Origin of the sequence: Geothrix campi, assembly GCF_024609265.1 — a bacterium.
Taxonomy (GTDB): Bacteria; Acidobacteriota; Holophagae; order Holophagales; family Holophagaceae; genus Geothrix; species Geothrix campi.
Genome location: NZ_JANHMP010000004.1, coordinates 1 through 25,704 on the forward strand (window position 1 = coordinate 1; position 25,704 = coordinate 25,704).

General features: G+C 66.1%; 23 protein-coding genes. 9 read left to right on the forward strand and 14 right to left on the reverse strand.

The window, feature by feature from the left end:
* Positions 1-706: 706 nt before the first annotated feature.
* The 4 genes from NOV65_RS14440 to NOV65_RS14455 form a co-directional block, all read right to left on the reverse strand.
* Positions 707-1,084 carry a hypothetical protein gene (locus NOV65_RS14440; RefSeq protein ID WP_257307298.1) on the reverse strand — a complete coding sequence of 126 codons (378 nt, stop codon included), beginning with the start codon at positions 1,082-1,084 and terminating at the stop codon, positions 707-709.
* A gap of 763 nt (positions 1,085-1,847) precedes the next feature.
* Positions 1,848-2,633, reverse strand: a complete 786-nt coding sequence (locus NOV65_RS14445) for a hypothetical protein (protein WP_257307299.1) — start codon at positions 2,631-2,633, stop codon at positions 1,848-1,850.
* 586 nt (positions 2,634-3,219) lie between these two features.
* Positions 3,220-4,812: a M28 family peptidase gene (locus tag NOV65_RS14450; RefSeq protein WP_257307301.1), complete on the reverse strand. Its 1,593-nt coding sequence runs from the start codon at positions 4,810-4,812 to the stop codon at positions 3,220-3,222.
* 25 nt (positions 4,813-4,837) lie between these two features.
* Complete coding sequence (locus NOV65_RS14455) at positions 4,838-5,620, reverse strand: RsmE family RNA methyltransferase (RefSeq protein ID WP_257307303.1); 783 nt, start codon at positions 5,618-5,620, stop codon at positions 4,838-4,840.
* A gap of 106 nt (positions 5,621-5,726) precedes the next feature.
* Here NOV65_RS14455 and NOV65_RS14460 point away from each other — a divergent pair, with 106 nt between their 5' ends.
* Both NOV65_RS14460 and NOV65_RS14465 read left to right on the forward strand, forming a co-directional pair.
* Complete coding sequence (locus NOV65_RS14460) at positions 5,727-6,671, forward strand: TerC family protein (RefSeq protein ID WP_257307304.1); 945 nt, start codon at positions 5,727-5,729, stop codon at positions 6,669-6,671.
* Positions 6,668-7,627, forward strand: a complete 960-nt coding sequence (locus NOV65_RS14465) for a bifunctional riboflavin kinase/FAD synthetase (protein WP_257307306.1) — start codon at positions 6,668-6,670, stop codon at positions 7,625-7,627. Before NOV65_RS14460 ends, NOV65_RS14465 begins: the two co-directional genes overlap by 4 nt.
* A 6-nt stretch (positions 7,628-7,633) precedes the next feature.
* On the opposite strand, the gene NOV65_RS14470 is transcribed toward NOV65_RS14465, so the two are convergent.
* The 3 genes from NOV65_RS14470 to NOV65_RS14480 all read right to left on the reverse strand — a co-directional run bounded on the left by NOV65_RS14470 (position 7,634) and on the right by NOV65_RS14480 (position 9,067).
* A complete protein-coding gene (locus NOV65_RS14470) occupies positions 7,634-7,834 on the reverse strand; it encodes a hypothetical protein (RefSeq protein ID WP_257307308.1) in 201 nt (66 codons plus the stop codon).
* A 149-nt stretch (positions 7,835-7,983) separates the two neighbouring features.
* Positions 7,984-8,283, reverse strand: coding sequence for a hypothetical protein (locus NOV65_RS14475; RefSeq protein ID WP_257307309.1), 300 nt, complete (start codon positions 8,281-8,283; stop codon positions 7,984-7,986).
* A 169-nt stretch (positions 8,284-8,452) separates the two neighbouring features.
* The gene (locus NOV65_RS14480) at positions 8,453-9,067 is read right to left on the reverse strand and encodes an acyltransferase (RefSeq protein ID WP_257307311.1); all 615 of its coding nucleotides are present in this window, start codon (positions 9,065-9,067) and stop codon (positions 8,453-8,455) included.
* Between the two features lie 300 nt (positions 9,068-9,367).
* Here NOV65_RS14480 and NOV65_RS14485 point away from each other — a divergent pair, with 300 nt between their 5' ends.
* Positions 9,368-10,054: a MarC family protein gene (locus tag NOV65_RS14485; RefSeq protein WP_257307312.1), complete on the forward strand. Its 687-nt coding sequence runs from the start codon at positions 9,368-9,370 to the stop codon at positions 10,052-10,054.
* On the opposite strand, the gene NOV65_RS14490 is transcribed toward NOV65_RS14485, so the two are convergent.
* Positions 10,055-10,603: a glutathione peroxidase gene (locus NOV65_RS14490; protein WP_257307314.1), complete on the reverse strand. Its 549-nt coding sequence runs from the start codon at positions 10,601-10,603 to the stop codon at positions 10,055-10,057.
* A 129-nt stretch (positions 10,604-10,732) separates the two neighbouring features.
* Between NOV65_RS14490 and NOV65_RS14495 the strand changes: the two genes are divergently transcribed.
* Both NOV65_RS14495 and NOV65_RS14500 read left to right on the forward strand, forming a co-directional pair.
* The gene (locus NOV65_RS14495; protein ID WP_257307315.1) at positions 10,733-12,124 is read left to right on the forward strand and encodes a two-component system sensor histidine kinase NtrB; all 1,392 of its coding nucleotides are present in this window, start codon (positions 10,733-10,735) and stop codon (positions 12,122-12,124) included.
* 44 nt (positions 12,125-12,168) lie between these two features.
* A complete protein-coding gene (locus NOV65_RS14500) occupies positions 12,169-15,072 on the forward strand; it encodes a WD40/YVTN/BNR-like repeat-containing protein (RefSeq protein WP_257307316.1) in 2,904 nt (967 codons plus the stop codon).
* A 3-nt stretch (positions 15,073-15,075) separates the two neighbouring features.
* Here the strand turns inward: NOV65_RS14500 and NOV65_RS14505 are convergent, their stop codons facing one another.
* From NOV65_RS14505 to uppS, 4 genes are read right to left on the reverse strand one after another with little or no spacing between them, the layout of a single operon-like run.
* Entirely contained in the window at positions 15,076-16,212 is a 1,137-nt protein-coding gene (locus tag NOV65_RS14505) for a M50 family metallopeptidase (RefSeq protein WP_257307317.1), read from the reverse strand.
* 14 nt (positions 16,213-16,226) lie between these two features.
* Positions 16,227-17,381 carry a 1-deoxy-D-xylulose-5-phosphate reductoisomerase gene (gene dxr, locus NOV65_RS14510; RefSeq protein ID WP_257307319.1) on the reverse strand — a complete coding sequence of 385 codons (1,155 nt, stop codon included), beginning with the start codon at positions 17,379-17,381 and terminating at the stop codon, positions 16,227-16,229.
* 1 nt (position 17,382) lies between these two features.
* Positions 17,383-18,267: a phosphatidate cytidylyltransferase gene (locus NOV65_RS14515; RefSeq protein WP_257307320.1), complete on the reverse strand. Its 885-nt coding sequence runs from the start codon at positions 18,265-18,267 to the stop codon at positions 17,383-17,385.
* Complete coding sequence (gene uppS, locus NOV65_RS14520) at positions 18,267-18,953, reverse strand: polyprenyl diphosphate synthase (protein WP_257307321.1); 687 nt, start codon at positions 18,951-18,953, stop codon at positions 18,267-18,269. Before uppS ends, NOV65_RS14515 begins: the two co-directional genes overlap by 1 nt.
* Before the next feature lie 340 nt (positions 18,954-19,293).
* Here uppS and NOV65_RS14525 point away from each other — a divergent pair, with 340 nt between their 5' ends.
* Complete coding sequence (locus NOV65_RS14525) at positions 19,294-21,699, forward strand: response regulator (RefSeq protein WP_257307322.1); 2,406 nt, start codon at positions 19,294-19,296, stop codon at positions 21,697-21,699.
* A gap of 57 nt (positions 21,700-21,756) precedes the next feature.
* A complete protein-coding gene (locus NOV65_RS14530) occupies positions 21,757-22,908 on the forward strand; it encodes a hypothetical protein (protein WP_257307323.1) in 1,152 nt (383 codons plus the stop codon).
* A gap of 48 nt (positions 22,909-22,956) precedes the next feature.
* On the opposite strand, the gene NOV65_RS14535 is transcribed toward NOV65_RS14530, so the two are convergent.
* Complete coding sequence (locus NOV65_RS14535) at positions 22,957-23,676, reverse strand: response regulator transcription factor (RefSeq protein WP_257307325.1); 720 nt, start codon at positions 23,674-23,676, stop codon at positions 22,957-22,959.
* Between the two features lie 53 nt (positions 23,677-23,729).
* On the opposite strand from NOV65_RS14535, the gene NOV65_RS14540 reads away from it, so the two are divergent.
* Both NOV65_RS14540 and NOV65_RS14545 read left to right on the forward strand, forming a co-directional pair.
* Complete coding sequence (locus tag NOV65_RS14540; protein ID WP_257307327.1) at positions 23,730-24,680, forward strand: glycosyltransferase; 951 nt, start codon at positions 23,730-23,732, stop codon at positions 24,678-24,680.
* A gap of 3 nt (positions 24,681-24,683) precedes the next feature.
* Positions 24,684-25,466: a methyltransferase domain-containing protein gene (locus tag NOV65_RS14545; protein WP_306672171.1), complete on the forward strand. Its 783-nt coding sequence runs from the start codon at positions 24,684-24,686 to the stop codon at positions 25,464-25,466.
* On the opposite strand, the gene NOV65_RS14550 is transcribed toward NOV65_RS14545, so the two are convergent.
* A complete protein-coding gene (locus NOV65_RS14550) occupies positions 25,463-25,654 on the reverse strand; it encodes a DNA gyrase inhibitor YacG (RefSeq protein ID WP_257307329.1) in 192 nt (63 codons plus the stop codon). The two genes, NOV65_RS14545 and NOV65_RS14550, sit on opposite strands and share 4 nt — an antisense overlap.
* Positions 25,655-25,704: the final 50 nt, after the last annotated feature.

Sequence of the window (25,704 nt, forward strand, 5' to 3'; positions counted from 1 at the left end):
GGACGAACGGAAAGCCTGGGCCAGCGGGAAGTGACGGAGATGGAGTAATCCACTTTAGCGCGACGGGACCTTGGGGAAGTCAGACCAGAAAGCGTTGTGCCGAGCCCGCCCACGTCGGCCTAACGAAAGAAGCTAACCAGCCCCGCCTGCACCGAGGCGACGAACGGAGCCGAGGTAGCGAGAAGTTGAGAGGGACTGGCGGCTCGTGCAGGCGGGGTCCGAGTTGAGCTGGGGGTTAGGCAGCTGTACTCGGGCGAGATGACTCTGAACGCCTTGTGGTGGTCAAACGCAACCACTGAGATCCACAGAACCGCCGTTGCAGCCCACCAGGCGAGCGCAACTTTCAGTGCAAACCCTCGACGTTGGAAGAGGATCACGAACAGCGTGGCTAAATCCAGGATGAGGAATGAGCCAAGGATTGGAACGAGGAGAAAGAGCCAATAGAAGGCATCACCTGGACCACCGGGCTCACCTTCGGTTCCTGGTTTAACCCACAGGGCTGAGGCAAGCCAAAGGTAGACACCCATTCCGCAGAGATTCAGTGCTAACCAGATCCAACGAAGACGGGGGTTCATCCACATGTGAGCTGCCTAACGAATGAAGCTAACCGGACCCGCCTGCACCGAGGCACTGAGCGGAGCCGAGGAAGCAGGGAGATGAGAGAGAGCGGAAGGCAATGCAGGCGGGGTCCGAGTTGAGCTAAGGGTTAGGTCGCTTGGATAGGCGCCTTTGGAATTTTGAATGAGCTAAGGAAATAGACCGTACCAATAAGGACCAATGCCGTAATGAGATATAAGGCACCAGGGCCGAGTTGGATAAGCAAGCCAAGCACAACATGAACTACAGAGGCGATCAGGAGTATGGGCTTGGTGAAAGGTAACCCCCGGCCATGGGTTGCCATTCGAATAGCAAAAAAGCCCGAGAGCAGGAACAGGAGAATGGTGAAGGCAAACAGAGAGATTGCGACAGGGTGATTTTTGACGCCGTGGGTTACTGCGTTGAAAACAATGGCGACGACAAGGATGAAGTCGGTGGTGCCGGAAATGGCAAGGAGGTAGGCGAGGAATGCGGGTTTCATTTTCATAGGGCCTCAGTGCTGAGCGACCTAACGAAAGAAGCTAACCGGCCTCGCCTGCACCACCGAGGCGATGAACGAAGCCGAGGAAGCGGGAAGCTGAGAGAGAGCGAAAGGCAATGCAGGCGGGGTCCGAGTTGAGCTAAGGGTTAGGTGTTCTGGGTGGCACTATATAAAGTGATTACAATATATCGAAGTTATTTGATTCTTTTCCCCACGTTATTTTCATGTGAACGTAAGCACCCAGCATTATCCCTTCTGGATGAGTTGATGTAATTATTTTGGCGGGGTGAAATTTGACCTTCTTAATCCATTCCATTGCGTATGGTTGTAGTTCGGGATTACCGGAAATTGGTTTCAGTTCAGTGGGGTTCCCATCGGAATCGACGATTAGTTTGATTACTGCATAACCTGTAATTTTTGGTGCTCCTTCCTTTCGGTGAATATCGGGTATTGGGGTAAAGGACAAAATAGAGGACCGATTGATAGTTGCAGTCATTTTGGACGGCTCTTCGATTAACGGCTTGTTTGCTTGAGGAGCACAATTCACGGAAGAAATGATAGTAAACAAGATGAGCGCTTTTGCACCGATCCGAGTGCTTAAGGCGGGTGGGGTTTGAACTGGTGAGTTGAACATTTGAACACCTAACGAATGAAGCTAACCGGCCCCGCCTGCACCGAAGCGATGAGCGGAGCCGAGGAAGCGAGAAGTTGAGAGAGAGCGAAAGGTAATACAGGCGGGGTCCGAGTTGAGCGGAGGGTTAGGCGATTCTCAACCTGGGTTCAAGAAGAAAGCCGCAAGATCCGAATCGACCTTTATTGATTCTAGGAAATCATCAAATCGTGAAAAATTGACGACATCTAGCAAAAAATATTCATTTAAATTGATGTTTTGTTGATTGATATAAGCGTAATTGACTTCAAGCTGAAAATTATCTTGTAAGTGATATGGATCAGCTTCTGTTTCAATTTGTACTCCATAAAGGTTATCAAAGCTATTGCATACAATGATTGGATAATTCAAAGTGCATTTGATGTATTTTTCTTGATTTCGAGGGTTCCTGATTATGGTCGGTTTGGATCTATAATTAACCATCCCGTTGAGACTTTGATTTAATGCTTTATAAAAAATTTCGTTATCTCCGGTTTTAGATTTTTCATCTGCGAATAATTTCGCAACCTGTTTGCTAGTTTTGTAATGATGTTTCTTGGTTTCAAAATTGTCTCTTCTACAATGAAATTTTTGTTCAAGAAGAATCGCAGATTGCTCATCATCAATATCATGAAACCAAAATACAGTTTTTTGAGGAATGTATTTGCATTCAATAAATAGACGAACATTCACATACCCGCTAAAATTCGAAAACATATCTTTCATATCAAATAATTTTTCCGCAACCAAGTCAATTTCTCTTGGTTTACCAGATATATTATCATTGTAGTAGGGGCTTATCAACACGGTCCATTTCTTATCTCGGAGGTGCTTCAATACTTTACTGTGAAAAGAGTTTCCACTTCTTGCGATTATTTCTTTAACTTCATCTATGTCTGTCGTCATTGGATCTCTCCGTGTGACATGGGGTGAACCCCGAGGAATCGCCTAACGAATGCAGCTAAGCGGCACCGCCTGCACCGAGGCGATGAGCGGAGCCGAGGTAGCGAAATGTTGAGAGAGAGCGGAAGGCAATGCAGGCGGGGTCCGACTTGAGCGGAGGGTTAGGCTCTACCGCGGACGAACCCAAAAAACAGGAACATGAAGGAGCTAATGATTAGGGTACACCCGCAGATAGCGATGAACCCAAGGCGGACCCAGAAAAGAACAGGTTGGGTGGCTCGATCGACTTTCTGGCCGAGGTACGGCACAAACCCCTGGTTGAACCAGCGACGACTGATGAATAGTGCGAAGATGCCCACCCCGAATGCGATGGCCCCGGCGACGACTGTTTTGAGGGCAAAGTCAAAATGCATGTTCGGTGAGCCTAACTAGATTTGGACGGCGGGGACGAAGATGTTCGTAATCCGCCTAATCCGTTTTGAGATGGGTGTAACTGCTGATTTTACCGCAGAGCTATTTAACGGGGCCTTTGGATAGGCAGACGGAAAATGGGCAGTACGGGGAGGGGGGTGGGGGCCTGGGGATGAGGTTAGCGGGCGGCTTTGAAGGTGGGCTTGGTGGGGGCGTTGGCGACGGCCTGGCCGAGGTCGAAGGTGAACTGGGCCTGCTGCACCATGCCGCGCAGGTCCCAGGCGGGGTCGTATTCGTCGGTCACCTGGTGGTAGCGGTGGCCGTAGGCGGCGGCCTTGGCCTTCAAGGCGGCGGGATCGGCGCCCTGGTAGTCGCGGCCGCCGCCCACGGACAGGGCGGGCACGCCCGCCTGTACGAAGCTGTAGTGGTCCGAGCGGAAGTAGCCGCCGCCGGTGTCGGCGCGGGGCGGGGCAACGGCGAGGCCGGCGGCTTTGGCCACGGCGAGGCCCAGGTCGCCCAGGGTGCTGCGGTTGGCGAAGGGCAGGCCGATATCCCGGGTGGGGGCCACGAAGTTGAGGCTGTCCAGGTTGAGGTCGGCCGCGGTCTTCGCCAGGGGCCAGAGGGGGGCGGCGGCGTAGGCCTTGGAGCCCAGCAGGCCCTGCTCCTCCCCGCATACGAAGAGGAACATCTGGCTGCGCTTCGCGGGGGCGTGGTGGGCGGCCTGGGCCATGGCCAGCAGGGCCGCGCAGCCCGAGGCGTTGTCCACGGCGCCGTTGTAGATGCCATCGGCCTCGTGACCGGGATGGCCGTCCCCGGCCGGAGGGGTGCCCTTGCCCAGGTGGTCCCAGTGGGCCGAGTAGATCACGACCTCGTCTTTCAGGGTCGGATCCGAGCCGGGGACCACGCCTGCCACGTTGAACTGCTCGACGGTCCGCACGGCGCTCTGCAGGGTGCCCTTGAGGTGCAGGTCCAGGGGGACGGGCCGGAAATCGCGGCGCAGGGCCTGAGCGCGCAGGGCATCCAGATCTTGCCCGCCCTGCTTCACCAGGGCCCGGGCGACGGCCTCGGTGACCCAACCCTGGAGGGGCGTGCCCTCGGGTCCCTGGGCCAACTGGAAGCGCTCGGCATCCCAACCATTGCGCACCACGGGCCAGCCGTAGCTGGCGGCGGCCGTGGTGTGGACCAGCAGGATGCCGGCGGCACCCTGGCGGGCGGCCTCCTCGAACTTGTAGGTCCACCGGCCGAAGTAGCTGAGGTCGGGGCCTTCGAACAGATTCGGCTCCTCGGCGGTGGGGGCGGGCTCGTTCACCAGGACGAGCAGGACCTTGCCCTTGAGGTCCACGCCCTTGAAGTCGTCCCAGTGGTCCGCGGGCGAGTGGATGCCGAAGCCCGCGAACACCACGGGCGCGTCGAAGGTCTGATCGGCCTTCGCGGTGCCGGCGCCGTAGACAATCTCCGTTCCGAACGCCGGGGTGGCGCAGGCGCCGCCCCCCAGGAAGCTGAGGGTGCTGCGGCCGGTCAGGGTGCGCAGGCCCAGCAGGGGCACGGGCTGGCGGTACGAGGGACCGTTCGTGGGCCGCAGGCCCAGGGCCTGCAGCTCGGTCTCCAGGTAGCGCACGGTCAGGTCGGCGCCGCGCTGGCCGGTGCCCCGGCCCTCCAGCAGATCATCCGCCAGGAAGGCGAGGTGGGCGCGCAAGGGACCCTCTAGGACCGGCGGCGGCGCTTGGGCGAGGAGGGGGATCGCGGCCAGGAGGGATGGCAGGACACGCATGGAGGCTCCGGAGGGGAGCTCCAGTCTACCTCGTAACACGGGGTTCGCTGGAAGCAGGGCCCGAAGTGGGAACGGCGGACCTCCCCAGCTCGAACTGCACGGCCCCCAGCAGGGCCACGGGGGCGGTGACGGCCCGCAGGATGCTGCGGCCCAGGCTCACGGGTCGCCAACCGGCCGCGGCCAGGGCGGCGTACTCGGCGTCGGTGATACCTCCCTCGGGCCCGCAGGTGAAGGCCAGGGGGTCGTGGCGCAGCTCGGGGTTCGCCTGGCCCGTGGCCAGCTCGTAGGCCACCCACTTCTGGGGAGCCTCCCAGGCGGCCAGGGCCGCGAAGGGGATGGGCGCCCGCAGCTCGGGGCGGCGGCTGCGGTGGCTCTGTTCGCAGGCGGCCTGGATGAGCCGGGCCCAGCGCTCCAGGCGGGCGGCGGTCTTGGCGGGATCGTACTCGCTGCGGGCGTAGACCACGGGCTGGATCAGGGTGGCGCCCAGCTCCACCAGGGGCGGCAGCCACTCGTCGAAGAGGCTGAGTTGCACGGGCAGGGGCAGGCAGGCCTGGAGGGGGATGGGCGGCTCCCGGTCCTCGTGGAGGGGGGCCACCAGACGAGCCAGGGCGTGGCCCCGGTCCAGCTCCGCCAGATCCGCCGTCCAGGGTTGATCACCCAGCACCAGCTCCAGGGCGTCGCCGGCCTGCAGGCGCAGGGCCCGCAGGTGCCGGGCGGCCTCGGCGCCCAGGGGCACCGCGAGGTTCTCCGCGGCAGGGGCCTGGGGATCGAGGAGGGCGGCATCGAGGAAGAGGCGGGGGCGGCTCACGGAGATCATCTTCCCACGGGGAATTCCTGCGCCTTCCACGGGGAATTCAGGATCCTCCGGCCGGGGGGCTTCCCGCGTTCGATAAGCTGGATGTTCTGGAGGACCCTTGGTCGACGCTCTGCTGCAAGCCGCTCCCTGGTGGGCCTGGGGGGGCTTTCACGCCTTCGTGTTCCTGATGCTCACGCTGGATCTGGGGGTGTTCAACCGGAAGATTCACGCCCCCAGCATGCGGGAGGCGGCGGTCTGGAGCACGGTCTGGATCACCCTGGCCCTCATCTTCAACGGGGTGATCTTCCAGGCGGAGGGCACCCAGAAGGGGCTGGAGTGGTTCACGGGGTACGTGCTGGAGAAATCCCTCAGCGTGGACAACCTCTTCGTCTTCGTCCTGGTGTTCCAGAGTTTCCAGGTGGACCTGCGGCACCAGCATCGCGTGCTGTTCTGGGGCGTGCTGGGGGCCCTGGTCATGCGCGCCGGGATGATCCTCGCCGGCACGGCCCTGCTGAACCGCTTCGAATGGATGATGTACGTCTTCGGGGGCTTCCTCCTATACACGGGCGTGAAGATGCTGCTGGTGAAGGGCGAGGATCCCGACCCCACGCAGAACCCCCTGGTGAGAGCCTTCCGCCGGTTCGTGCCCTATGACGAGAAGGGCGGCCACGAGCACTTCTGGTCGTACAAGAACGGCCGCCGCTTCGCCACCCCCATGCTGCTGGTGCTCATCACCATCGAGGTGACGGACCTGGTCTTCGCGGTGGATTCCATCCCGGCGGTGCTGGCCGTGAGCCGGGACCCCTTCGTGGTCTACACCTCGAACATCTTCGCCATCCTGGGCCTGCGGAGCCTCTACTTCCTGCTGGCCAAGATGATGGACCGGTTCCACCGGCTGAAGACGGGCCTGGCCATGGTGCTGGCCTTCGTGGGCGTGAAGATGTGCGTCGCGGAATGGGTGCACATCCCCGTGCAGTACAGCCTGCTGGTCATCGCGGCCATCCTGGGTGGGGCTGTGGTGGCCAGCCTGGCCTGGCCCGTGGAGCAGGGCGGGGCCGAATGATGGAGGTGTGGCACCACGCGCTGGAAGCGGCCCCGGTCTCCGGCCCCTTCGTGGCCACCCTGGGCAACTTCGATGGCGTGCATGCGGGCCACCGGGAATTGCTGCGGATCGCCGCCGGCCGGGCCCGGGCGGCCGGGTTGCGGGCGGCGGTGGTCACCTTCGATCCGCATCCCACGGTGGTGGTGGCCCCCCAGCGCCGGCCGAAGCTCCTGATGACCCTGGAGCAGCGGCTGGAGGCCTTCGCCGTCGAGGGCATGGACCTGGCCTGGGTGATCCCCTTCAGTCGCGCCTTCTCGGAGTTGAGCCCCGCGGCCTTCCTCGACGGCATGCGCCGCGCGCTGTCGCCCGTGGAGCTCCACGTGGGGCGCGCCTTCTGTTTCGGCCGCGACCGCAGCGGCACGGTGGAGACCCTGGAGGCCTGGGGCGCGGAGCACGGCTGCGCGGTGCACACCCTGGCCCTGCGCGCCCCCGATGGCGGGAGGCTGTCCAGCACGCGCATCCGGGAGGCCCTGGATCGCGGAGAGGTGGAAACCGCCACGGAATTGCTGGGCCATCCCTACACCCTGACGGGCGTGGTGGTGGAAGGCGACCGGCGGGGCCGCCACCTGGGCTTTCCCACGGCGAACCTGGCCTGGGAGCAGGAACAGCTGCCGGCCTACGGCGTCTATGTCACGGAGGTCCTCCTCCCGCACCACCTGCCGCCCCACGCGGGCGCGCGCCTGGGCCTCACCAACGTGGGCGAGAAGCCCACCTTCGAAGGCAAGCGGCTCACGGTGGAAACCCATCTGCCGGAGTTCGAGGCCGACCTCTATGGCGCCCGGTTGCAGCTGCGCTTCCTGCACCGCATCCGCGGCGAGGCGCGGTTCGCCTCGGTGGACGAGCTGCGCGCCCAGATCACCCGGGATGTGGCCGAAGGCCAGGTCTGGTGGAAGGCCCGGAACGCCCGGCAGGCCTGAAGCCCGTCAGCTGGCCGTGGCCACCCGCCAGCGGGTGATGGGCCGCTCGGCCAGGTCCCAGACCTGGAGGCCCTGAGGAAGGCGATTCACACCCAGGCGCTGGCGGATTTGTGCCTTGGCGGCGTCCAGGCTTTCGGCCTCGAGGGGGCCGTACTCCATGAAGTAGCCGCTGAACTTGTAGCCGAAACTGTGAAGAGAGGTCCGCATGGGGGGCTCCGTCTGTCCCGTTCATACGATATTCGTCTTTTTTTCGTGTAAGTCAAGACCTGGAGGCGAAAAAATGTCTGAACGGCCCGGGCGGATCCCCTCCAGATTGCCGCAGGGCTCTGGACACCGGCTGTCGAATCCGCCCGGGGTCAGCGGATCCAGAGCTCCACGCGGCCCTGGAACGGCGGTGGCAGGGGACGGGGAAGCGGCCTGAGAACGACCCGCTCTCGGAGGATCACACGGTCCTCCCCATCGCAGTCGTAGCGGCGGTCATCGTTCCGGTAGTAGACGCGGTCGCGGTGATCCCAGTCCTCGTCATCCCAGTGGCGGTAGGCGCCCCGGCAGGCATCGCGCTCGATCACCACGCGACGGGGGCCGCGCCAACGGCCATGGGCGGACAGGGGGAAGACCGAGAGGGTCACGAGGGCAAGCGGGACCAGACGGCGCATGGAACCTCCTTCGGGGTGCAGGGTGTCGCCACCCCATGGCCGAGAGGGTTCACGACCCATGCCAGACCTGGAATTCAAGCAATCAGGACTATTGGCGATCCGACGTAGGCTTGCCGCCACGCGAAATGCAACATCCTGGCAGCGCGGCGTGGCAGGGGGCGACACGATCTCAGCACTCCCGCCGGTCCCCCACGACGACTGCGGGCACGCCGGCCACGATGGCCCAGTCCGGCACATCCTTTGTCACCACGGCGCCCATGGCCACCACGGCGTGGTCGCCGATGGTGAGGCCGTCCGTGATGCCGGCATTGGCTCCGATCCACACGTCGCGGCCGATTCGGATGCCCCGGGAGCGCACGGGCTGATCCCGGATGTCCCGGTCCGGCTTCAGGCCGTGGTCGAAGGCGTAGAGGGCCGCGCCGCTGGCGATGCGGGTGCCGTCGCCGATGATGAGACCCCTGCGGCCGCCATCCAGCCGGGCGCCGGAGTTCACGCTGACGTCATGCCCCAAGATCAGCGGCCCATGGAGGAAGGCCTGGGCGGCGATGGCACAGCGATCTCCCATCACCACGCCGCGGCCGGGCTCGCCGAAGATGGCGGCATCCGGGGCGATGAAGCAGCCGGTTCCGAGGGTCACCGTTTCCTGGGCCAGGAGTCGGGCCTGCACCTCGGCTTGCCAGGCCTCCGCCCAGGCGCGGTGGCGCGGCTTGAGGGCGAAATACAGCCAGGGCATCCAGGCCAGACGCCGCTGGTGCTGCTCCCGGAGGGCCTCGAGGTCGCGCATGGGAGAAGTTTAGGGCCTGTTTTCAAAGGGGGACGCCGCCGCGACGGTGTCCAGCCGCGCCCATGGCAAGGCGCCGGCCGAAGGGCGATGCGGGACATCGTTCGAGGCTGGCAACGCAGCCAGGGGTGCGGCTGGCCATCGTCCCGGAGGGCAAGGGGCGGCGCCCGGCGCGATGCTGCGTCAAGCTCCTCGACGATGGGTCCACCATCGCCTTCGTCGCTTTCCTTGCCTCGCTTGGGCGGCGCCCCTTGCGTGGCCACGTCCCCCTTTGAAAACAGGCCCTAGCGGCTACAGTAGGCCATGCCCCACCTCGGCCCCCTGCCCACCTTGTCTTTCGCCCTCGGTGTGGCGACCTCGCTGTTCTCGGTGCTGAACCCCATCAGCGCCGCGGCGATCTTCGCCAGCGCCACCGCGGGGATGGAGGCGCCGGCCCTGCGCCGCAGCGCGAAGAAGGCCGCCCTCACGGCGGGCGCCGCCATGCTGGCCTTCGCCCTGGTGGGCCAGTTCATGTTCAGCCTCTTCGGCTTCACGGCCCTGGCCATGCGCTTCGTGGGCGGCGTGCTGGTGCTGTACCGGGCCATCGCCATGCTCTACGGCGAGGATCCCCGCGAGCGCAGCACCGAGGACGAGAAGGCCGAGGCCAGCCGCAAGCTGCCCGAGGATTTCGCCATCATCCCCTTCGGCATCCCGCTGGTGGCCGGCCCCGGCACACTCTCCACGGTGATGGGCATGATCGCGGGCATCAGCTGGCTGGAGTACGGCGTGGTGCTCCTGGCCATCCTCCTGAACACCTGGATCGTCTACCTCTTCCTGCGCAAGGCCCCGGTGGTGTTCGCGCGCCTCGGCGCCATCGGCACCAAGGTGGTGAACAAGCTCATGGGCCTCATCCTGGCGGCCGTGGCCATGCAGTTCCTCATCAACGGCGTGAAGGCGCTCTACCTCGAGATGCGGGAGGCGCCGCCGGCAGCCATCATCGCGACGAAATAGCTACTTCAGCGCCGCTTCGAGGGCGGCCTTCAGCTCGGGGCTGTCGGGGGCGACCTTGCTGGGGAAGGCGGCGATCACCTGTCCGTCCTTGCCGACGAGGTACTTGTGGAAGTTCCAGGCGGGCTCGCCATGCTTGGCGGTGAGGAACTGGTACACCGGGGCCTGGTGTGCGCCCTTCACGTCGAGCTTCTCGAAGAGGGGAAAGGTCACGCCGTAGTTCGTCTGGCAGAACGACTCGATCTGGGTGGCGGTGCCGGGCTCCTGGGCGCCGAACTGGTTGCAGGGGAAGCCCAGGATCACCAGGCCGCGATCCTTGTACTCGGTGTAGAGCTTCTGCAAGCCCGCGTACTGGGGCGTGAAGCCGCACTCGCTGGCCACGTTCACGGCCAGCACGACCTTGCCTTTGTAGGCGGCCAGGGACTGCGGTTTGCCAGCCAGGGTGGGGAGGGTGATCTCGTGCAGGGACATGGGGACCTTCCTTTCGGCGGCGGGGAGGGAGAGGGCCGTGAACAGGGCCAAGGTGGGCGCGAGGGACGAAGTGAGACGCATGGAGCTCCTGGGGTGACGCCTCCTTGGATGCCGGCCCCGAGCCGGTCGTGCCACGCCGGGGAAACACGGAGAAGGGCTTGCGGCCGGGAGGGGGATCCAGGCTAGGCTCTTGAGCAGGCGGACCTCCCCATGCCCCAAGCCAGCCCGAGCCAACCCTCGCCGCCAGAGGCCGCCACCGCCGGCGCCGCGAAGATCGCGCTGACCTACGCCGCGCTTTCCGGCGTGTGGATCCTGCTCTCGGACCGCCTCGTGCAGGCCCTGGCGCCGGATCCGGGATGGATGACCGGCCTGAGCATCCTCAAGGGCTGGGTCTTCGTGACCGTGACCGCCCTCCTGCTGTTCTACATGGTGAAGCGTCTGGTGGCCGGCGTGGCCAGCCGGAAGGCCCAGCTCCGCACCCTGATCCACACCATCCCGGACCTGGTGTGGCTGAAGGACCCGCAGGGCGTCTACCTCGCCTGCAACCCGGCCTTCGAGCGGTTCTTCGGCTCCCGGGAATCGGAGATCCTGGGCAAGACCGACTACGACTTCGTGCCGAAGGAGCAGGCGGACTTCTTCCGTCAGAAGGATCGAGAGGCCATGGCGGCCGGGGAACCCCGAGTGAACGAGGAATGGATCACCCTGGCGGAGGGCGGCGCCCGAGTCCTCATCGAGACGCTGAAGACGCCCATGGTGGATCAGTCCGGCGTCCTCGTGGGCGTGCTGGGCATCGGGCGCGACATCACCCTGCAGGACAGCCACTCCAAGGAGCGGGCGAAGCTCCAGGCCCAGCTCTTCGAGGCGCAGAAGCTGGAATCCCTCGGCCGCTTCGCCGGCGGCGTGGCCCATGACTACAACAACATGCTGAGCGTGATCCTCTCGAACGCGGACCTGGCCCTCTACCAGATGGAGGAAGGCCGGCCCGAGCGCAGGCACCTCGAGGAGATCGTCAAGGCCGCCCGGCACTCGGCGGAGCTCACCGCCAGGATGCTGGGCTTCGCCCGCCGTCAGCCCTCGGCCCCGCAGGCCTTGGACTTCAACCAGGCCGTGGCGGACCTGCTGCCCGTGCTCGGGCGGTTGGTGGGCGAGGGCATCGAGCTCACCTGGCAACCCGGCGGGGAGCTGTGGGCCGCCTGGGTGGATCGCCTCCAGCTCGAGCAGGTGTTGACGAACCTGGTGGTCAATGCCCGCGATGCGATCCAGGGCCCGGGCCAGATCACGCTGGCAACCGCCAACTGGACCCTCCGCGAAAGGGACTGTGCGGACTGGACCGAGCCGGGGTCCGGCCAGTACGCGGGGATCCAGGTGTCGGACACCGGGAGCGGCATCGCGCTCGAGGTTCAGGCCAGCATCTTCGAGCCCTTCTTCACCACCAAACCCTCGGGCCACGGCACCGGGCTGGGGTTGGCCATGGTCCGAGGGATCGTCCGCCAACACCAGGGGGCCCTCCAGCTGGAGACCGCCCCCGGTCGGGGCACCACCTTCCGGGTGCTCTTCCCCCGCGCCGGAACCGAAGCATCCGCGGGCGCCGTCCAGCCCTGAGGCCGCCCGTTCCGGCTATCCTGGCCTCACGACACGAGGCTTATATGCGATCCGCCTGCCTGGCCCTGCTCCCCCTCCTGCTCGTGGCAGGCGAGGCACCCCTCACCAAGCTCCAGGAGGCCGCCGCCTTCCATCCCAGGGTGGCGACGCCCGGGCCCGCCGCCCGCCAGCAGGCCTTCGAACAGCGGACGGCGATGGAAGCCGCCACGCCCTTCGCCGCCGTGCCCCTCCGCAACGTGGGCCCCATGGGCCAGGGGGGCCGCGTAGTGGCCCTGGCGGTGGACGACCGGGCGCCCCAGCACTGGCTCGCCGCCTTCGCCACGGGCGGCCTGTGGTGGACGGATACCGAAGGCGCCACCTGGACGCCCCTCTTCGACCATGGCCCCGCCATCGCCTTGGGCGACGTGGCTGTGGTGTGGGGGGCGCCAGGCGTGCCCAGGGTGATCTGGCTCGGCACCGGGGAGGCCAACGCCAGCCGCAGTTCGTACGCCGGGGCCGGCGTGTTCCGCTCCCTGGATGGTGGCAAGTCCTGGCAGGCCACGGGGCTGGCGGACAGCCACCGCATCGCGCGGATCACACCCCACCCGACGAACCCGGACGTGGCCTACGTGGCCGCCCAGGGGCCGCTCTACACCGAGGGCGGCGAACGGGGCATCTTCAAGACGGTGGATGGTGGAAAGACCTGGGCCCAGGTCCTGAAGGCCCCGGCCCGCGCGGGCGCCGCGGACCTGCTCATGGACGCCGCCGACCCGGACACCCTCTACGCGACGATCTGGGAGAAGGATCGCAAGCCGTGGAACTTCCTGGAGAGCGGCCCGGGTTCGGGCCTGTTCAAGACCACGGATGGCGGCCAGCACTGGGTCCGCCTGGAGGGCGGCCTGCCCCGGGGCGAAGGCCTGGGTCGCATGGGCCTGGCCCAGAGTCACCAGGATCCGAAGAAGCTCTATGCCTTCGTGGACAACCAGGCCCTGAGGCCCGACAGCGAGAAGGATCCCTTTGAGGATCCGGACAAGCTCACGGCCAAGCGCCTCCGCACCCTGGACGAGGCGGCCCTGGCCAAGGTGGAGCCCAAGCACCTGAAGGCCTTCCTCAAGGAGAACGGCTACCCCAAGGATGTGACGGCCGAAGGCCTCCTGGCGGATCTGAAGGCGGGCAAGGTGACGGTGAAGGATCTGCTGACCTGGCTGGGCGACGCGGACCAAGCCCTGTTCGACACCAACATCATCGGGCCCGAGCTGTATGCCACGGCCGATGGTGGGACCACCTGGCAGAAGACCCACGAAGGCCGCCTGGACCAGTTCACCTACACCTACGGCTACTACTTCGGCCAGGTGCGAGTGGATCCCACCAATGACCGCAAGGTCTATCTGCTGGGCATGCCCGCCATCCAGAGCGAGGATGGGGGCCGTACCTTCAAGGGCATCAATGGCGACGACTGGAGCGTCATGCATCCAGATCACCACGCCCTCTGGATCGATCCCCGGGACGGCCGCCGCCTGGTGCTGGGCAACGATGGCGGGCTGAACGTCTCCACGGATGGCGGCGGCACCTGGCGCAACGTGAAGAACCTGCCCGTAGGCCAGTTCTACGCCATCACCACGGACCGCGCGGAGCCCTACCGCATCTACGGCGGGCTCCAGGACAACGGCGTGATGACGGGTCCGGCCACGCCCCTGAAGCCGAACCAGCAGACCGACACTTGGCGCGCCATCTACGGCGGCGACGGCGGCTTCGTGCAGGTGGATCCCCGGGATCCCGCCACGATCTACACCGAAAGCCAGTTCGGCCACATGAGCCGCCTGGAGAAGTCGGGCCGCACGGCCATCCGACCCACCCACAAGCTGAAGGAACCGCCCTACCGCTTCAACTGGATGACGCCCATCCTGATGTCCCCGCACAGCCCCGACATCCTGTACACCGGCACCCAGCGGGTACTCCGCAGCCTGGACCGGGGCGCCACCTGGACCGCCATCAGCGGCGACCTCACCACGAACCCCAAGGTGGGCGACGTGCCCTTCGGCACGATCACCACCCTGGCGGAGAGCCCCAGGCGCTTCGGCCTGCTGTACGCGGGCACGGACGACGGCCTGGTGCACGTGAGCCGGGACGGCGGCTTCACCTGGAAGCGCGCCGACAAAGGCCTGCCAAAGGACCGCTGGGTGACGCGTGTGGAAGCCAGCGCCCACGACGAGGGCACGGCCTACGCCACCTTCAGCGCCTACCGCAACGACGCCAGCGAGGCCCTCGTGTTCAGGACCACGGACAATGGCGCGACCTGGGTGTCCATCAAAGGCAACCTGCCGGCGGAAAACCTCAACGTGATCCGCGAGGATCCCGCGAATCCGAAGCTGCTCTTCGTGGGCTCGGACTTCGGCCTGTTCGCCTCCCTGGACGGCGGCCAGCGCTGGGACGTGCTGGGGCGCGACCTGCCCCACGTGCCCGTGCACGACCTTGCCATCCAGCCCAAGGCGAAGGATCTGGTGGTGGGTACCCATGGCCGCAGCGCCTTCGTGGCGCCCATCGGAGCCCTGGAGCTGCTCACGCCGGAGCTCCGCGCCCAGGCCGCCCACCTGTTCGAGCCGGCCAAGGTGAAAGCCCAGGCCTGGTGGAAGCAGGATCGTCCGGGCTGGTTCAGCACGCGTGAGCCCGAGCCCTGCAGCTTCTGGTTCCATCTGGCCCAGGCCGGTGCCGTCACCCTGACGTTGCGCGACAGTCAGGAGGCCGTACAGCGTGTCTGGAGCCTGAAGGCCGGGGTCGGGCTTGGCCGCGTGGACTGGGACCTGCAGGTGGATCCGGCCACCCGGCCGGGCCTGCCCGCGGGCCGGCGCCCCTTCGTTCTCCCTGGCGACTACACCCTCACCCTGGAGGCCGCCGGACAGCAGCTCAAGGCCAAGGTCGTGGTGGAGGCGCCGAAGGAGCCGAAGGACTCGAAGGAAGAGGAGGAGTAGCGCCTACTTCCGCAGCTTCAGCAGGTCCAGGAAGATCACCAAGGCCATGAGGGAGGCCAGCAGGACGAAGCCGCCCGTGAGGATCTTCTCCTTCAGTTCGATGGTGAGGTCTTTGCGGCGAAGCTTCTCGAAGGCCAGCAGCGCCATGTGGCCGCCATCCAGGGCCGGAATGGGCAGGGCGTTGAGGATGGCCAGCTGCAGGCTGATGGCGGCGCACATGAACAGGAAGGTCTCCCAGCCGTGCTGGGCGGCGCGGCTGCCCTGGCGGATGATGCCGATGGGGCCGGCCACTTCGGCGCTCTTGGCCTGGAAGGTGACGAGGCGCTTGAGGAAGCCGAAGACCTGACCCGTGAGGCGCCAGGAGGTCTCCGCGGCGTAGCGGCCCCCGGTGAGGACGTCGCCCGCCTGGAAGGGGCGGAATTCCAGCGGTGTGGCCACGGGCAGCGGCATGAACCCCAGGCGGCCCTTGCCGCCTTCAGCGCGGGGCGTGAGGGGGAATTCCATGGGCTTGCCGTCACGGGTGAGGCGGAAGGGCACGGCCTGGCCCGGATGGGCCTGGATGTAGGCCACGGCGGCTTCCCACTCGGCGCCAGGGAAGCTCAGGTCGCCGATGCCCCGCAGCTCGTCGCCCACCTTGAGGCCGCCCTGCTCCGCGGCGCCGCCAGCGACGAGTTCCACCACGGTCCAGGTCTCTTGCACCTTGGTGACGCGCGCCTGATGGACGCCCACGAGCCCGAACAGCACCAGGGTGGTCGCCAGGTTGGCGAGGATGCCGCCGCTGTAGAAGAGCATGCGCTTGCCGAAGGGCTGCTGGAGGAAGCCGTAGGGATCCTCGGCTCCTGGCTCTTCTGGATTGAAGCCGGCCAGCTTCACGTAGCCGCCCAGGGGCAGGAGCGACAGACGCACATCGGTCTCCCGCCACTTGAACCCAAACAGGCGGGGGCCGAAGCCCAGGGAGAAGACCTCCACGGGCATGCCCATCCCCTTGGCGGCCAGGAAGTGGCCTCCTTCATGGAGGAAGATGAGGCCGCCCAGCATGATCACGGGGCCCCAGAACCCGGCCCCCGGCAGCTTGATGGCGACGATCGAGACAGCGGCAAAAGCGAAGCAGAACGAAAGTGATAGGCGGAAGCGGTTCATGGACACCCGAAAGATCAGGCCCGGGCTCGGACCCATCCTTCAGCATGACGCCTCGCGGCCCGATCTGCATCCAGCACCTGGGGCAGGGACTCCAGCGGCACGGCGGGAATCAGGGCCAGGGTGTCCCGGTTGCAGGCCTGGATGTCCCAGAAACCCAGGTGCCCTTGGAGGAAAGCGGCCACGGCCACTTCGTTCGCCGCATTGAGCAGGGCCGGAGCTGTGCCGCCCTCCCGCAGGGCCTCGAAGGCCAGGCCCAGGCAAGGGAAGCGCTCCAGGTCCGGGGCCTCGAAGGTCCAGGCGCGGGCCTCCTCCCAGGGATAGGGCGCCACGGGGCCGGCCTGCTTGTCCGGGTAGAGCAGGCAGTACTGGATGGGCAGCTTCATGTCGTTGGCGCAGACCTGGAGGTGGTAGCTGCCGTCATGGAACCCCACCATGGCGTGCACCTGGCTCTGGGGGTGGACGGTGACGGCCACCTGGTCGGCCGTGAGGCCGAAGAGCACCGAGGCCTCGATGACCTCCAGCCCCTTGTTCATCAGGGTGGCGCTGTCGATGGTGATCTTGGGGCCCATCTTCCAGGTGGGGTGGTTGAGGGCCTCCTCCACCGTGGCGGCCTGGATGCGGGCCAGGGGCCAGTCCCGGAAGGGACCGCCGCTGGCGGTGATGCGCACCTCGCGGATGGAGGCGGGGGCCCGTCCATCCAGCAGCTGGTGCAGGGCCGCATGCTCGCTGTCCACGGGCAGCAGCTCGCCGCCACCGGCGCGCGCCGCCGCGTGCATGAGGGCACCGCCCACCACCAGGGATTCCTTGTTGGCCACGCAGACCCGTCGGCCGGCACGCAGAGCGGCCTCCGTGCTGGTCAGCCCCGCGCTGCCCACAATGGCGGCCACCACGGTGTCAGCCTCGGCATCCAGGGCGCAGGCCAGCAGCCCTTCATCGCCCCAGTGCACCTCCGGGCGGTAGGCCAGGGTCGACCGCAGCCAGACGGCGTCGGCCTGGGAACCCACGGACACGCAGCGGGGGCGGAAGGCCTCGCACTGGGCCTTCAGCAGTTCCCGGTTTCGCCCCCCGGCCAGCGCCACCACCGAGAGACGGTCTGGATGCGCCCGCACCACGTCCAGTGTGGAGGTGCCGATGGAGCCGGTGCTCCCCAGGAGGGCGAGGTGCCTCACGTCAATTGAACCCGTGGACGAAGTGGACATAAGCGAACAGCACCGGCGCGGCGAACACCAGGCTGTCCACGCGGTCCAGCACGCCGCCGTGGCCGGGGATGCTCACGCCCATGCAGGAATCCTTCACGCCGGCGCTGCGTTTCCAGGTGCTTTCCACCAGGTCGCCCAGCTGGCCCGCGATGCCCAGCAGCAGGCCCAGGGCCACCACGTCCACCAGGGACCACTCGGAGCAGACCGTGGCCTGCATGAGGAAAGCGCCGAGGAGGTTGCCGCCCAGGCCGCCGAAGGCGCCCTCCCAGCTCTTCTTGGGACTCACCCGGGGGGCGAGCTTGCGGCGGCCGAGGTAGCTGCCCACGAAGTAGGCGGCCGTGTCGCCGAACCAGGTGATGATGAAGAGGGCGAGGATGAGCCGGCTGCCGGTCTTGGGCAGGGTGCCCTGCAGCATGAACAGCTTCTGCTGGAAGCCCAGCCCGAAGCCCATGTAGAGCGCCCCGAGCCAGGTAATGGCCTGGCTGGGCAGGGCCTCCTCCAGCTTCCGGTCGAAGAACAGGGCGCCGAAGTGGATCAGCAGGGCGCCGGCGGCGAAGACGAGCCACAGGGGCACGGGATCCTGGCCGCCCGTGGCGAGGAAGAAGTGGGCAAGGATGCCCCAGCCCACCAGGGTTCCGGCCGGCAGGGAGGGATTGAAGCCCCGGACCCGGGCCATGAGGGTCATCTCGCGCACGCCCATGAGGGTGGCGAGGGCCATGACGGCGAGGTAGGTCCAGGGGGCCCACGGCCGGTCGCCGAGCCAGAGGAGGCTGAAGAAGAAGACGCCGAAGACGAGGGCCGTGGTGATGCGCACGGTCATGTTCTTGGTGTCCACCTTGGGCGTGGTTCGTTCCATCAGATCCCCCCGAAGCGCCGTTCGCGCTGAGCGTAATCTTCGAGCGCTTCCTTCAGCTCCGCAGGGCCGAAGTCCGGCCAGAGGAGGTCCGTCATGTAGAGTTCCGCGTAGGCGGACTGCCAGAGTAGGAAATTGGAGATGCGGTGTTCGCCGCTGGTGCGGATGAGCAGATCCACATCCGGCACGCCCGCGGTCCAGAGGCGGGCGCCCAGGGCGGCCTCATCTACCTGGTCGGGGCGGAGGCCATCCTCCACGCAGCGCCGGGCGGCCTGGGCCAACTCGAGCCGGGACCCGTAGTTCACGGCCAGGTGGAAGGTCATGCCCGTGTTCTGCGCCGTGGCCGCCTCCAGGGCCTTCATGTCGGCCTGGATGCCCGCGGGCATGCCTTCCAGGGCGCCCAGGTGGTGGAAGCGGATGCCCTTCTTGGCGAGCTGGTGGACGAACATGCGCAGGTACATGCGGAGGAGGGCCATGAGGGCCCCCACTTCCAGCGGCGGGCGCTTCCAGTTCTCGGTGGAGAAGGCATAGAGGCTCAGGTGGCGGACGCCCGCATCCGAGGCGGCCTCCAGGATGCGCTCGACCGCCTGCACCCCCGCCTTGTGCCCCTTGATCCGGGGCCACCCCCGCAGTGCCGCCCAACGGCCGTTGCCATCCATAATGATGGCGACGTGGGTCGGTACCGTCATCGTGGGCTCCTCACCAGGGAGGACCCGGGGGCTTCCGCGTGGGCGGCCTCGCGTATGTCCGCAGGGCATACCGAGATGATGATGGCGACATGGGTCGGTACCGTCATCGCGGGCTCCTCACCAGGGAGGACCCGGGGCCTTCCTCGTGGGCGGCCTCGCGTATGTCCGCAGGGCATACCGAGATGATGATGGCGACATGGGTCGGTACCGTCATCGCGCCGAAAACCTCGGAAAGGTGAAAAAGGTCATGCTAGCACGGGACCTGCCGTAGAGCTGGGTAGCCCCTTGGCTTCCGAAGCCCCGTGATAGGCTTGACTCCACATTTTTCCCTGGCGAACCCATGGTTCAGTTCAATACCCGAGCCAACGAGATCCTGCTCAAGCTGGTCTATTACGGGCCCGGCTTGTCCGGCAAGACGACCAATCTCCAGTCTCTGCATGCCATGTGTTCGGATCGCCAGCGAGGCGAATTGTTTTCGGTCAATACCCAGGAGGATCGCACCCTCTTTTTCGATCTGCTGCCCATCAACCTGGGCTATGTCTACGGCAATTCCGTCCACCTGCAGATCTATACCGTGCCAGGGCAGGTGCAGTACGACGCGAGCCGCCGGGTGGTGCTGGGCGGGGCCGACGGCGTGGTTTTCGTGGCGGATTCGAGCGAAGCCAAGATGCAGGACAACGTGGATTCGCTGTCGAACCTGTACCACAACCTCAACGCGAACCGCCTGAACATCAAGCAGATCCCCTTCATCCTCCAGTACAACAAGCGGGATCTTCCGGATGCCATGGCCGTGGGGGTCATGAACCGCCGCTTGAATTTCCGCAACGTCCCCTACTTCGAATCCATCGCCAATCGCGGCACGGGAGTGCTGGACACCTTCCTGGCCATCACCCGGGAGACCGTGGCCTACACCTTCAAGAAGTACCATCTGGACAAGAAGATCAAAGACTTCGACGAGATGCTCGCCCTCATCGAATCGAATGTGCGGACCACCCTGCAGGAGCTTCCGACACCGCCGGAGGCCGTCCCCGGGGCCGCCGCGGCAGAACCCGTCCCGGCCGCCGATTCGACGGTGTTGAAACACGGCAACGTGAGCGTCGCCGACCTCCAGCCCGGCCGGGCGGCGGATCCCCAGGAGCTGCTGGAGAACGCCCTCAAGTCGAACATGGAGACGGCCCGGCTCTATTCCGAGCTGAAGCAGGCCAAGGAGTCGCTTGAGAAGAAGAACGAGGAGTTGAGCCAGCTCTACACCCAGTTGGATCGCGTAAACCAGGACAACCAGAAGACCCGGAAGTACCTGGAGGGCCTCGTCCAGAATATGGGCGAGGCGGTGGTATCGTTCGCCCCCGATGGGAAGATCCTCACCTGGAACGCGGCGGCCGAGCGCATCTTCGGCTACACGCGGGCGGAGATCGTGGGCCGCAGCATCTCCCAACTCTCCCCTGGCCACCTGGTGGGTGAACTGGACCAGATCGCCCATCAGGTCGGCCGTGGCCAGGTGGTCCGCGATGCGGAGACCGTGCGCGTCCGCAAAGGGGGCGCGACCTTCTCGGCCAACATCACCTACGCCCCAGTGCGGGGCGCCGATGATCGCGTCCTCGCCGTGTCGGCCCTGGTGCGCGACACCAGCCAGACCCAGGCCCTGGAGGACCAGCTCATTCATTCCCAGAAGCACGAGGCTCTGGGGCGGCTGGTGCCTGCGCTCTTCCACGAAGCCTCGAACCGGCTCACCCCGGTGCTGCTGGAGGCGCGGCTCATCTCCGAATCCGCCTTGGACCCCCATCAGGCGGAGCAGGCGGCGCGCCTGGTGAAGGCGGTGGATTCGGTGCAGAGCCTGCTGGACCCCCTCCAGACCGTGCTGAATCCTCCGGCCCCCGCCCGCATCCAGACCCAGCTGAACAAGGTGATCCAGGAGGCCGTGACCCTGGTGGAATTGAAGGCTCGGCACATGGGGGCCTCCCTGGATCTGAACCTGGATCCCAACCTGCCCGAGGCCCCTTTCGACCCGGTCCTGATGCGCCAGGCCCTGACCAACCTGGTACTGAACGGCCTGCAGGCCATGGCCACGAGCTCGCCCAAGCGCCTGCGCATCGCCACCCGCGCGGTGGACGGCCAGGTTCAGGTGGTGGTCCAGGATTCGGGGCCCCCGATCCCCGAGGCCGGGCTGGCGGATCTCTTCGACCCCGCTTCCGCCTCGACGCCGGAGGCGCTGGGTCTGCCGGTGGCCCACATCATCGCCCGCCAGCACGGCGGCCGGCTCACGGTGCGGAGCCAGGTGGGCCTGGGGAACGCCTTCCTCATGGAGCTGCCCCTCCAGGTTGCGCCCGAGGCCATGGAGGCGCCGATCGCCCCGGCCACTGGCCTCCAGGGTCGGCGGGCGCTGGTGGTGGACGATGAGGCCTTCCTGCTCGAGTGCCTAGTGGATGCGCTTCAGGTCTGGGGGCTGGAGGTCACCTCGGCCAGTCGGGGCGAGGAGGCGATTCAGCGCCTCGAGGCCGGTGCCTTCGATCTGGTCATCTCCGATATCCGCATGCCCGGCCTTTCGGGCGTGGACCTCTTCGAGTGGCTGCGGGCCCAGCGCCCCGCCATGACGCGGCGGATCCTCTACACCACAGGCGATTCCTTCGACGCGAAGACCCGCGACTTCCTGGGAACGAACCAGGTGCCCTACCTGGGTAAACCTTTCGATCTAAAACAACTCAAACAAAGCCTGGAGCAATTGTTAGAGACTCCGATCGAGGCGTGAGGCTTCGCCCTGCGGCATAATGGAGCCTCTCATCGCACCCTCAACGAGGAGCCTCCTATGCAGCGTCGCTGGGTCTTGGCAGTCATCGTGGGTTCTGGCCTCCTGGCCCAGACACCCCCTCCAGTACCTCCGCCCCCGGCGCCCGCTCCCGCGCCGACCACCGAACCCGCCCAGGTCCCGCCCCAGGCCCCTCCGCCCGAAACCAAGCCCGCCGAGATGAAGGTGGAAGCTCCGGTCGTGCCGAAGCCGGCGCCGCAGCCTGAGCAGAAATCCTTCGAGCAGCTCCGCCCCAGCCAGCGGAAGCTGGCCTACACCCTGCACCGGGCCGCTCTGTCTGCCCATGAACTGGGCTACTACCGGAGCCACCCCAAGGCCGTCGAGGTGCGGGATGCCCTGGAGACCCTAGTGAAGGCCAAGGCTGAGCTTCCGGAGAAGGCCAAGGCGGCCCTGCCGGCGGTGGAAGCCTACCTAGCCAAGGTCCAGGCCAACCACGGCCTCTACGATGCGGACGGGAAGAAGCTCCTGCTGGAAGGCACCTGGAAGGAACTCCAGACGGCCGCCCGGGCCGCCGCCAAGACCGGGACCAAGGGCCTAGAAGCCCGCCTCCTCAAGGTCAAGGGTCTGCTCTTCGACGCCAAGGTGGATGCCGTGGCTCCGACCTGGGCCGCCCCTGAAGCGCCCGCCAAGGGCAAGAAGGCCAAGGCCGCCAAGGGCCCGAAGGCGCCCGAAGGCTTTGCCAACCAGAAGGCCATCACGGCCCTGTGGGTGAAGCGGGCCCAGGCCTGGATCGACAACACCCGCCAGGAGGTGGACGTCAAGGGCGAGAAGAAGATGCGCAGCGTGCCCGATCCCGCCCAGACCAAGGCCCTGAACGCCCTGCTCATCTGGCTGGAGAACGAGGACCTCGACCTGCTGCGGGATCCCGGCTTCGGCTGGCTGGATCTGCGCCGTCTCGGCGCCGCCCCAGGCACGGCCCTGCTGGCCCACGCTGAGGCCATCGCCACCTCCAAGGCCCCCGAAGGCCCCGCGGGCGAGCTGACCCTGCTGCCGACCTTCGAGCCCGTGCTGGGCGAGAGCAAGTTCAGCAAGGGCGACGAGAAGCGCCAGGTGCTGACGGACGTCAAGCAGGGCGCGCCGGCCGCCAGCCTCGCCGAGCAGATGGCCGCTTTCGAAGCCCAGGGCCGCAGCCGCGAGTTCGCGGCCAAGTAGCTTCTGCTCTTCTTCTCAGGGAAACGGGGCGCGTCGCGCCCCGTTTCCCTATTCCTCGCCCTTCCGCTGCTTGCCTTCCGGATCGAACTGGTAGCCCACGCTGCGGATGGTATGAACCCAGCGCGGGTGGTGCGGGTCCAGCTCCATTACACGCCGGATGCGGACGATGAAGTTGTCCACGGTGCGGCTGGTGGGGTAGGCGTCCTCGCCCCAGACCTTGTCCAGGATGTCCGTCCGGCTCACCACCTGGCCGGGCCGCTCCATCAGCAGGCGGAGGATCATGCACTCCTTCATGCCCAGCTGGAAGGGACCGTTGGGCCCTTCGCCGCAGTAGTTGTCGAAGTCCACCCAGTGGGGGCCGAAGGCCTGGCGGCTGCTCATCTCGCGGCTCTTGTACCAGGCTTCCCGACGGAGAATGGCCCGCACCCGCAGGAGCAGTTCCTTCACCTGGAAGGGCTTGCCCAGGTAGTCGTCGGCGCCGGTCTCGAAGCCGTGCACCCGGTCGTCGTCCGTGTTCTTGGCCGTGAGGAAGAGGACCGGCGTGAAATTCTTGGCCTCGCGCACCTTTTCGCAGATGGTGAAGCCGTCCATGCCCGGCAGCATCACGTCGAGGATCACCAGGTCGTAGCTCTCCGCCAGGATCTGCTTCAGGGCCTGATCGCCCCGCGGAATCCACGTGCAGGCGAGGCCCTCCATCTCCAGGTTGAGCTTGATGCCCTCGGCGAGGCTGAGCTCGTCTTCCACCAGCAGGATCTTGGGCTCGGGCATGGCAGACTCCAGGACAGCCTTAGATCCTACTAGAATGAAGGCTTGGAGCGTCCATGGACCCGTATCTGAGCGTCGTCATCCCCATCTACAACGAGGAGGAGAACATCCCCACGCTGTGGGAGCGCCTGTCCAAGGTGATGGCGGAGCACTTCGCGGATCCGGCCAAGCCCTGGGAAATCGTGCTCACGGATGATGGCAGCCGGGATCGCAGCCTGGCCATGCTCATGGACATCGCCAAGGTCGAGCCACGGGTGAAGGTGGTGGAGTTCAACCGGAACTACGGTCAGCACAGCGCCATCTTCGGGGCCTTCGCCGAGGTGAAGGGCCAGATCATCGTCACCCTGGATGCCGACCTCCAGAACCCCCCCGAGGAGATCCCCAAGCTCGTGGCCAAGGTGGAGGAGGGCTACGACGTGGTGGGCGGCTGGCGCCAGGGCCGCCAAGCCAACGACAGCTTCTTCCGCACCATGCCCAGCAAGATCGTCAACGCCGTGACCCGCAAGACCACGGGGGTGAAGCTCCACGACTATGGCTGCATGCTGCGGGCCTACAGCCGCGATGTGGTGGACGCCATGCTGCTCTGCAAGGAGCGGTCGAGCTTCATCCCGGCGCTGGCCAACAGCTTCGCCAAGCGCATCACCGAGGTGCCCGTGGCCCACGCCGAGCGCGCGGCCGGGGAAAGCAAGTACGGCCTCTGGAAGCTCATCAACCTCCAGTTCGACCTGCTCACCAGCTTCAGCCTCCTGCCCCTCCAGGCCCTCAGCGTGTTCGGCGTCATCACCGCTGGCGTCGGCTTCGTCCTCTTCCTGGGCCTGGTGGCCTACCGCTTCCTGCACCCGGAAGGCACGGCCCAGGGCGTGTTCACCCTCTTCGCCATCCTCTTCTTCTTCGTGGGCTGCCAGTTCATCGCCTTCGGCCTGCTGGGCGAGTACATCGGCCGCATCTACCAGGAAGTGCGCGACCGGCCCCGGTACATGGTGAAGAAGGTCCATCAGGCGAAGTAGCCCATGCCCTGGGACCCGGCCCAGTACCTCGGCTTCGGCTCCGAACGCCTCCGCCCGGCCCTGGACCTGCTGGCGCGGGTGCCCCTGGAGGCTCCGGGCCTGGTGGTGGACCTGGGCTGTGGTCCCGGCCAGGTCACGAGGATCCTCCAGGCCCGCTGGCCCGCGGCCCAGGTGCTCGGGGTGGACGGGTCTCCAGAGATGTTGGCGCGAGCCGCGGCCGAGGTCCCCGGGCTCGCGTGGCAGCAGGCGGACCTGGCCCATTGGCGGCCGGAGGCACCGGTGGACCTGCTCTACGCCAACGCCTCCCTGCACTGGCTGGAGGATCATGCGACCCTCTTCCCGCGCCTGCTGGCCTTCCTCAGGCCCGGCGGCTGCCTGGCCGTGCAGATGCCCCGCAACCACGACCGGCCCTCCCATCAGGCGGCCTTCGCGGTGGCTAAGGAAAGTCCCTGGCGGGACCGCCTCGAGCCGCTCCTTCGCCGCCAGCCCGTGGCGGAGCCCGAGGCCTACCGGGACTGGCTCGCGCCGAGTGCCGCCACCCTCGACATCTGGGAGACGGACTACCTCCACCGGCTGGAGGGGCCCGATCCAGTGGTGGCCTGGACGCGCGGCAGCCTGCTCGTACCCCTGCTGGAGGCCCTGGAGCCCGGGGAGCGCGAGGCCTTCCTCGCGGCCTACCGGAACCGGCTGAGAAAGGCCTATCCGGTCGACGCGTCGGGCCGGACGCCCTTCCGGTTCCGCCGGCTCTTCATCGTGGCCCAGGCTCAGACCCGGGTTTCGGGCTAGGCGTCCCCTTCGCCCTCGCCAGTCCAGCCCTCGCCGTTCTCCTCCTGGGGCTTCTCCGGAATGCGGTAGCTCTCGCTGGACCAGGCCCCGAGGTCCCGGAGCTGGCAGCGCTCCGAGCAGAAGGGCTTGAAGGGGTTCCCCTCCCAGGAGGTGGGGGTGCGGCAGGTGGGGCAGGGGCGAAGCGTCATGGCTGTCAGCATATCCATTTTGGTGACACCAACAAACAAGAAGAAAATAT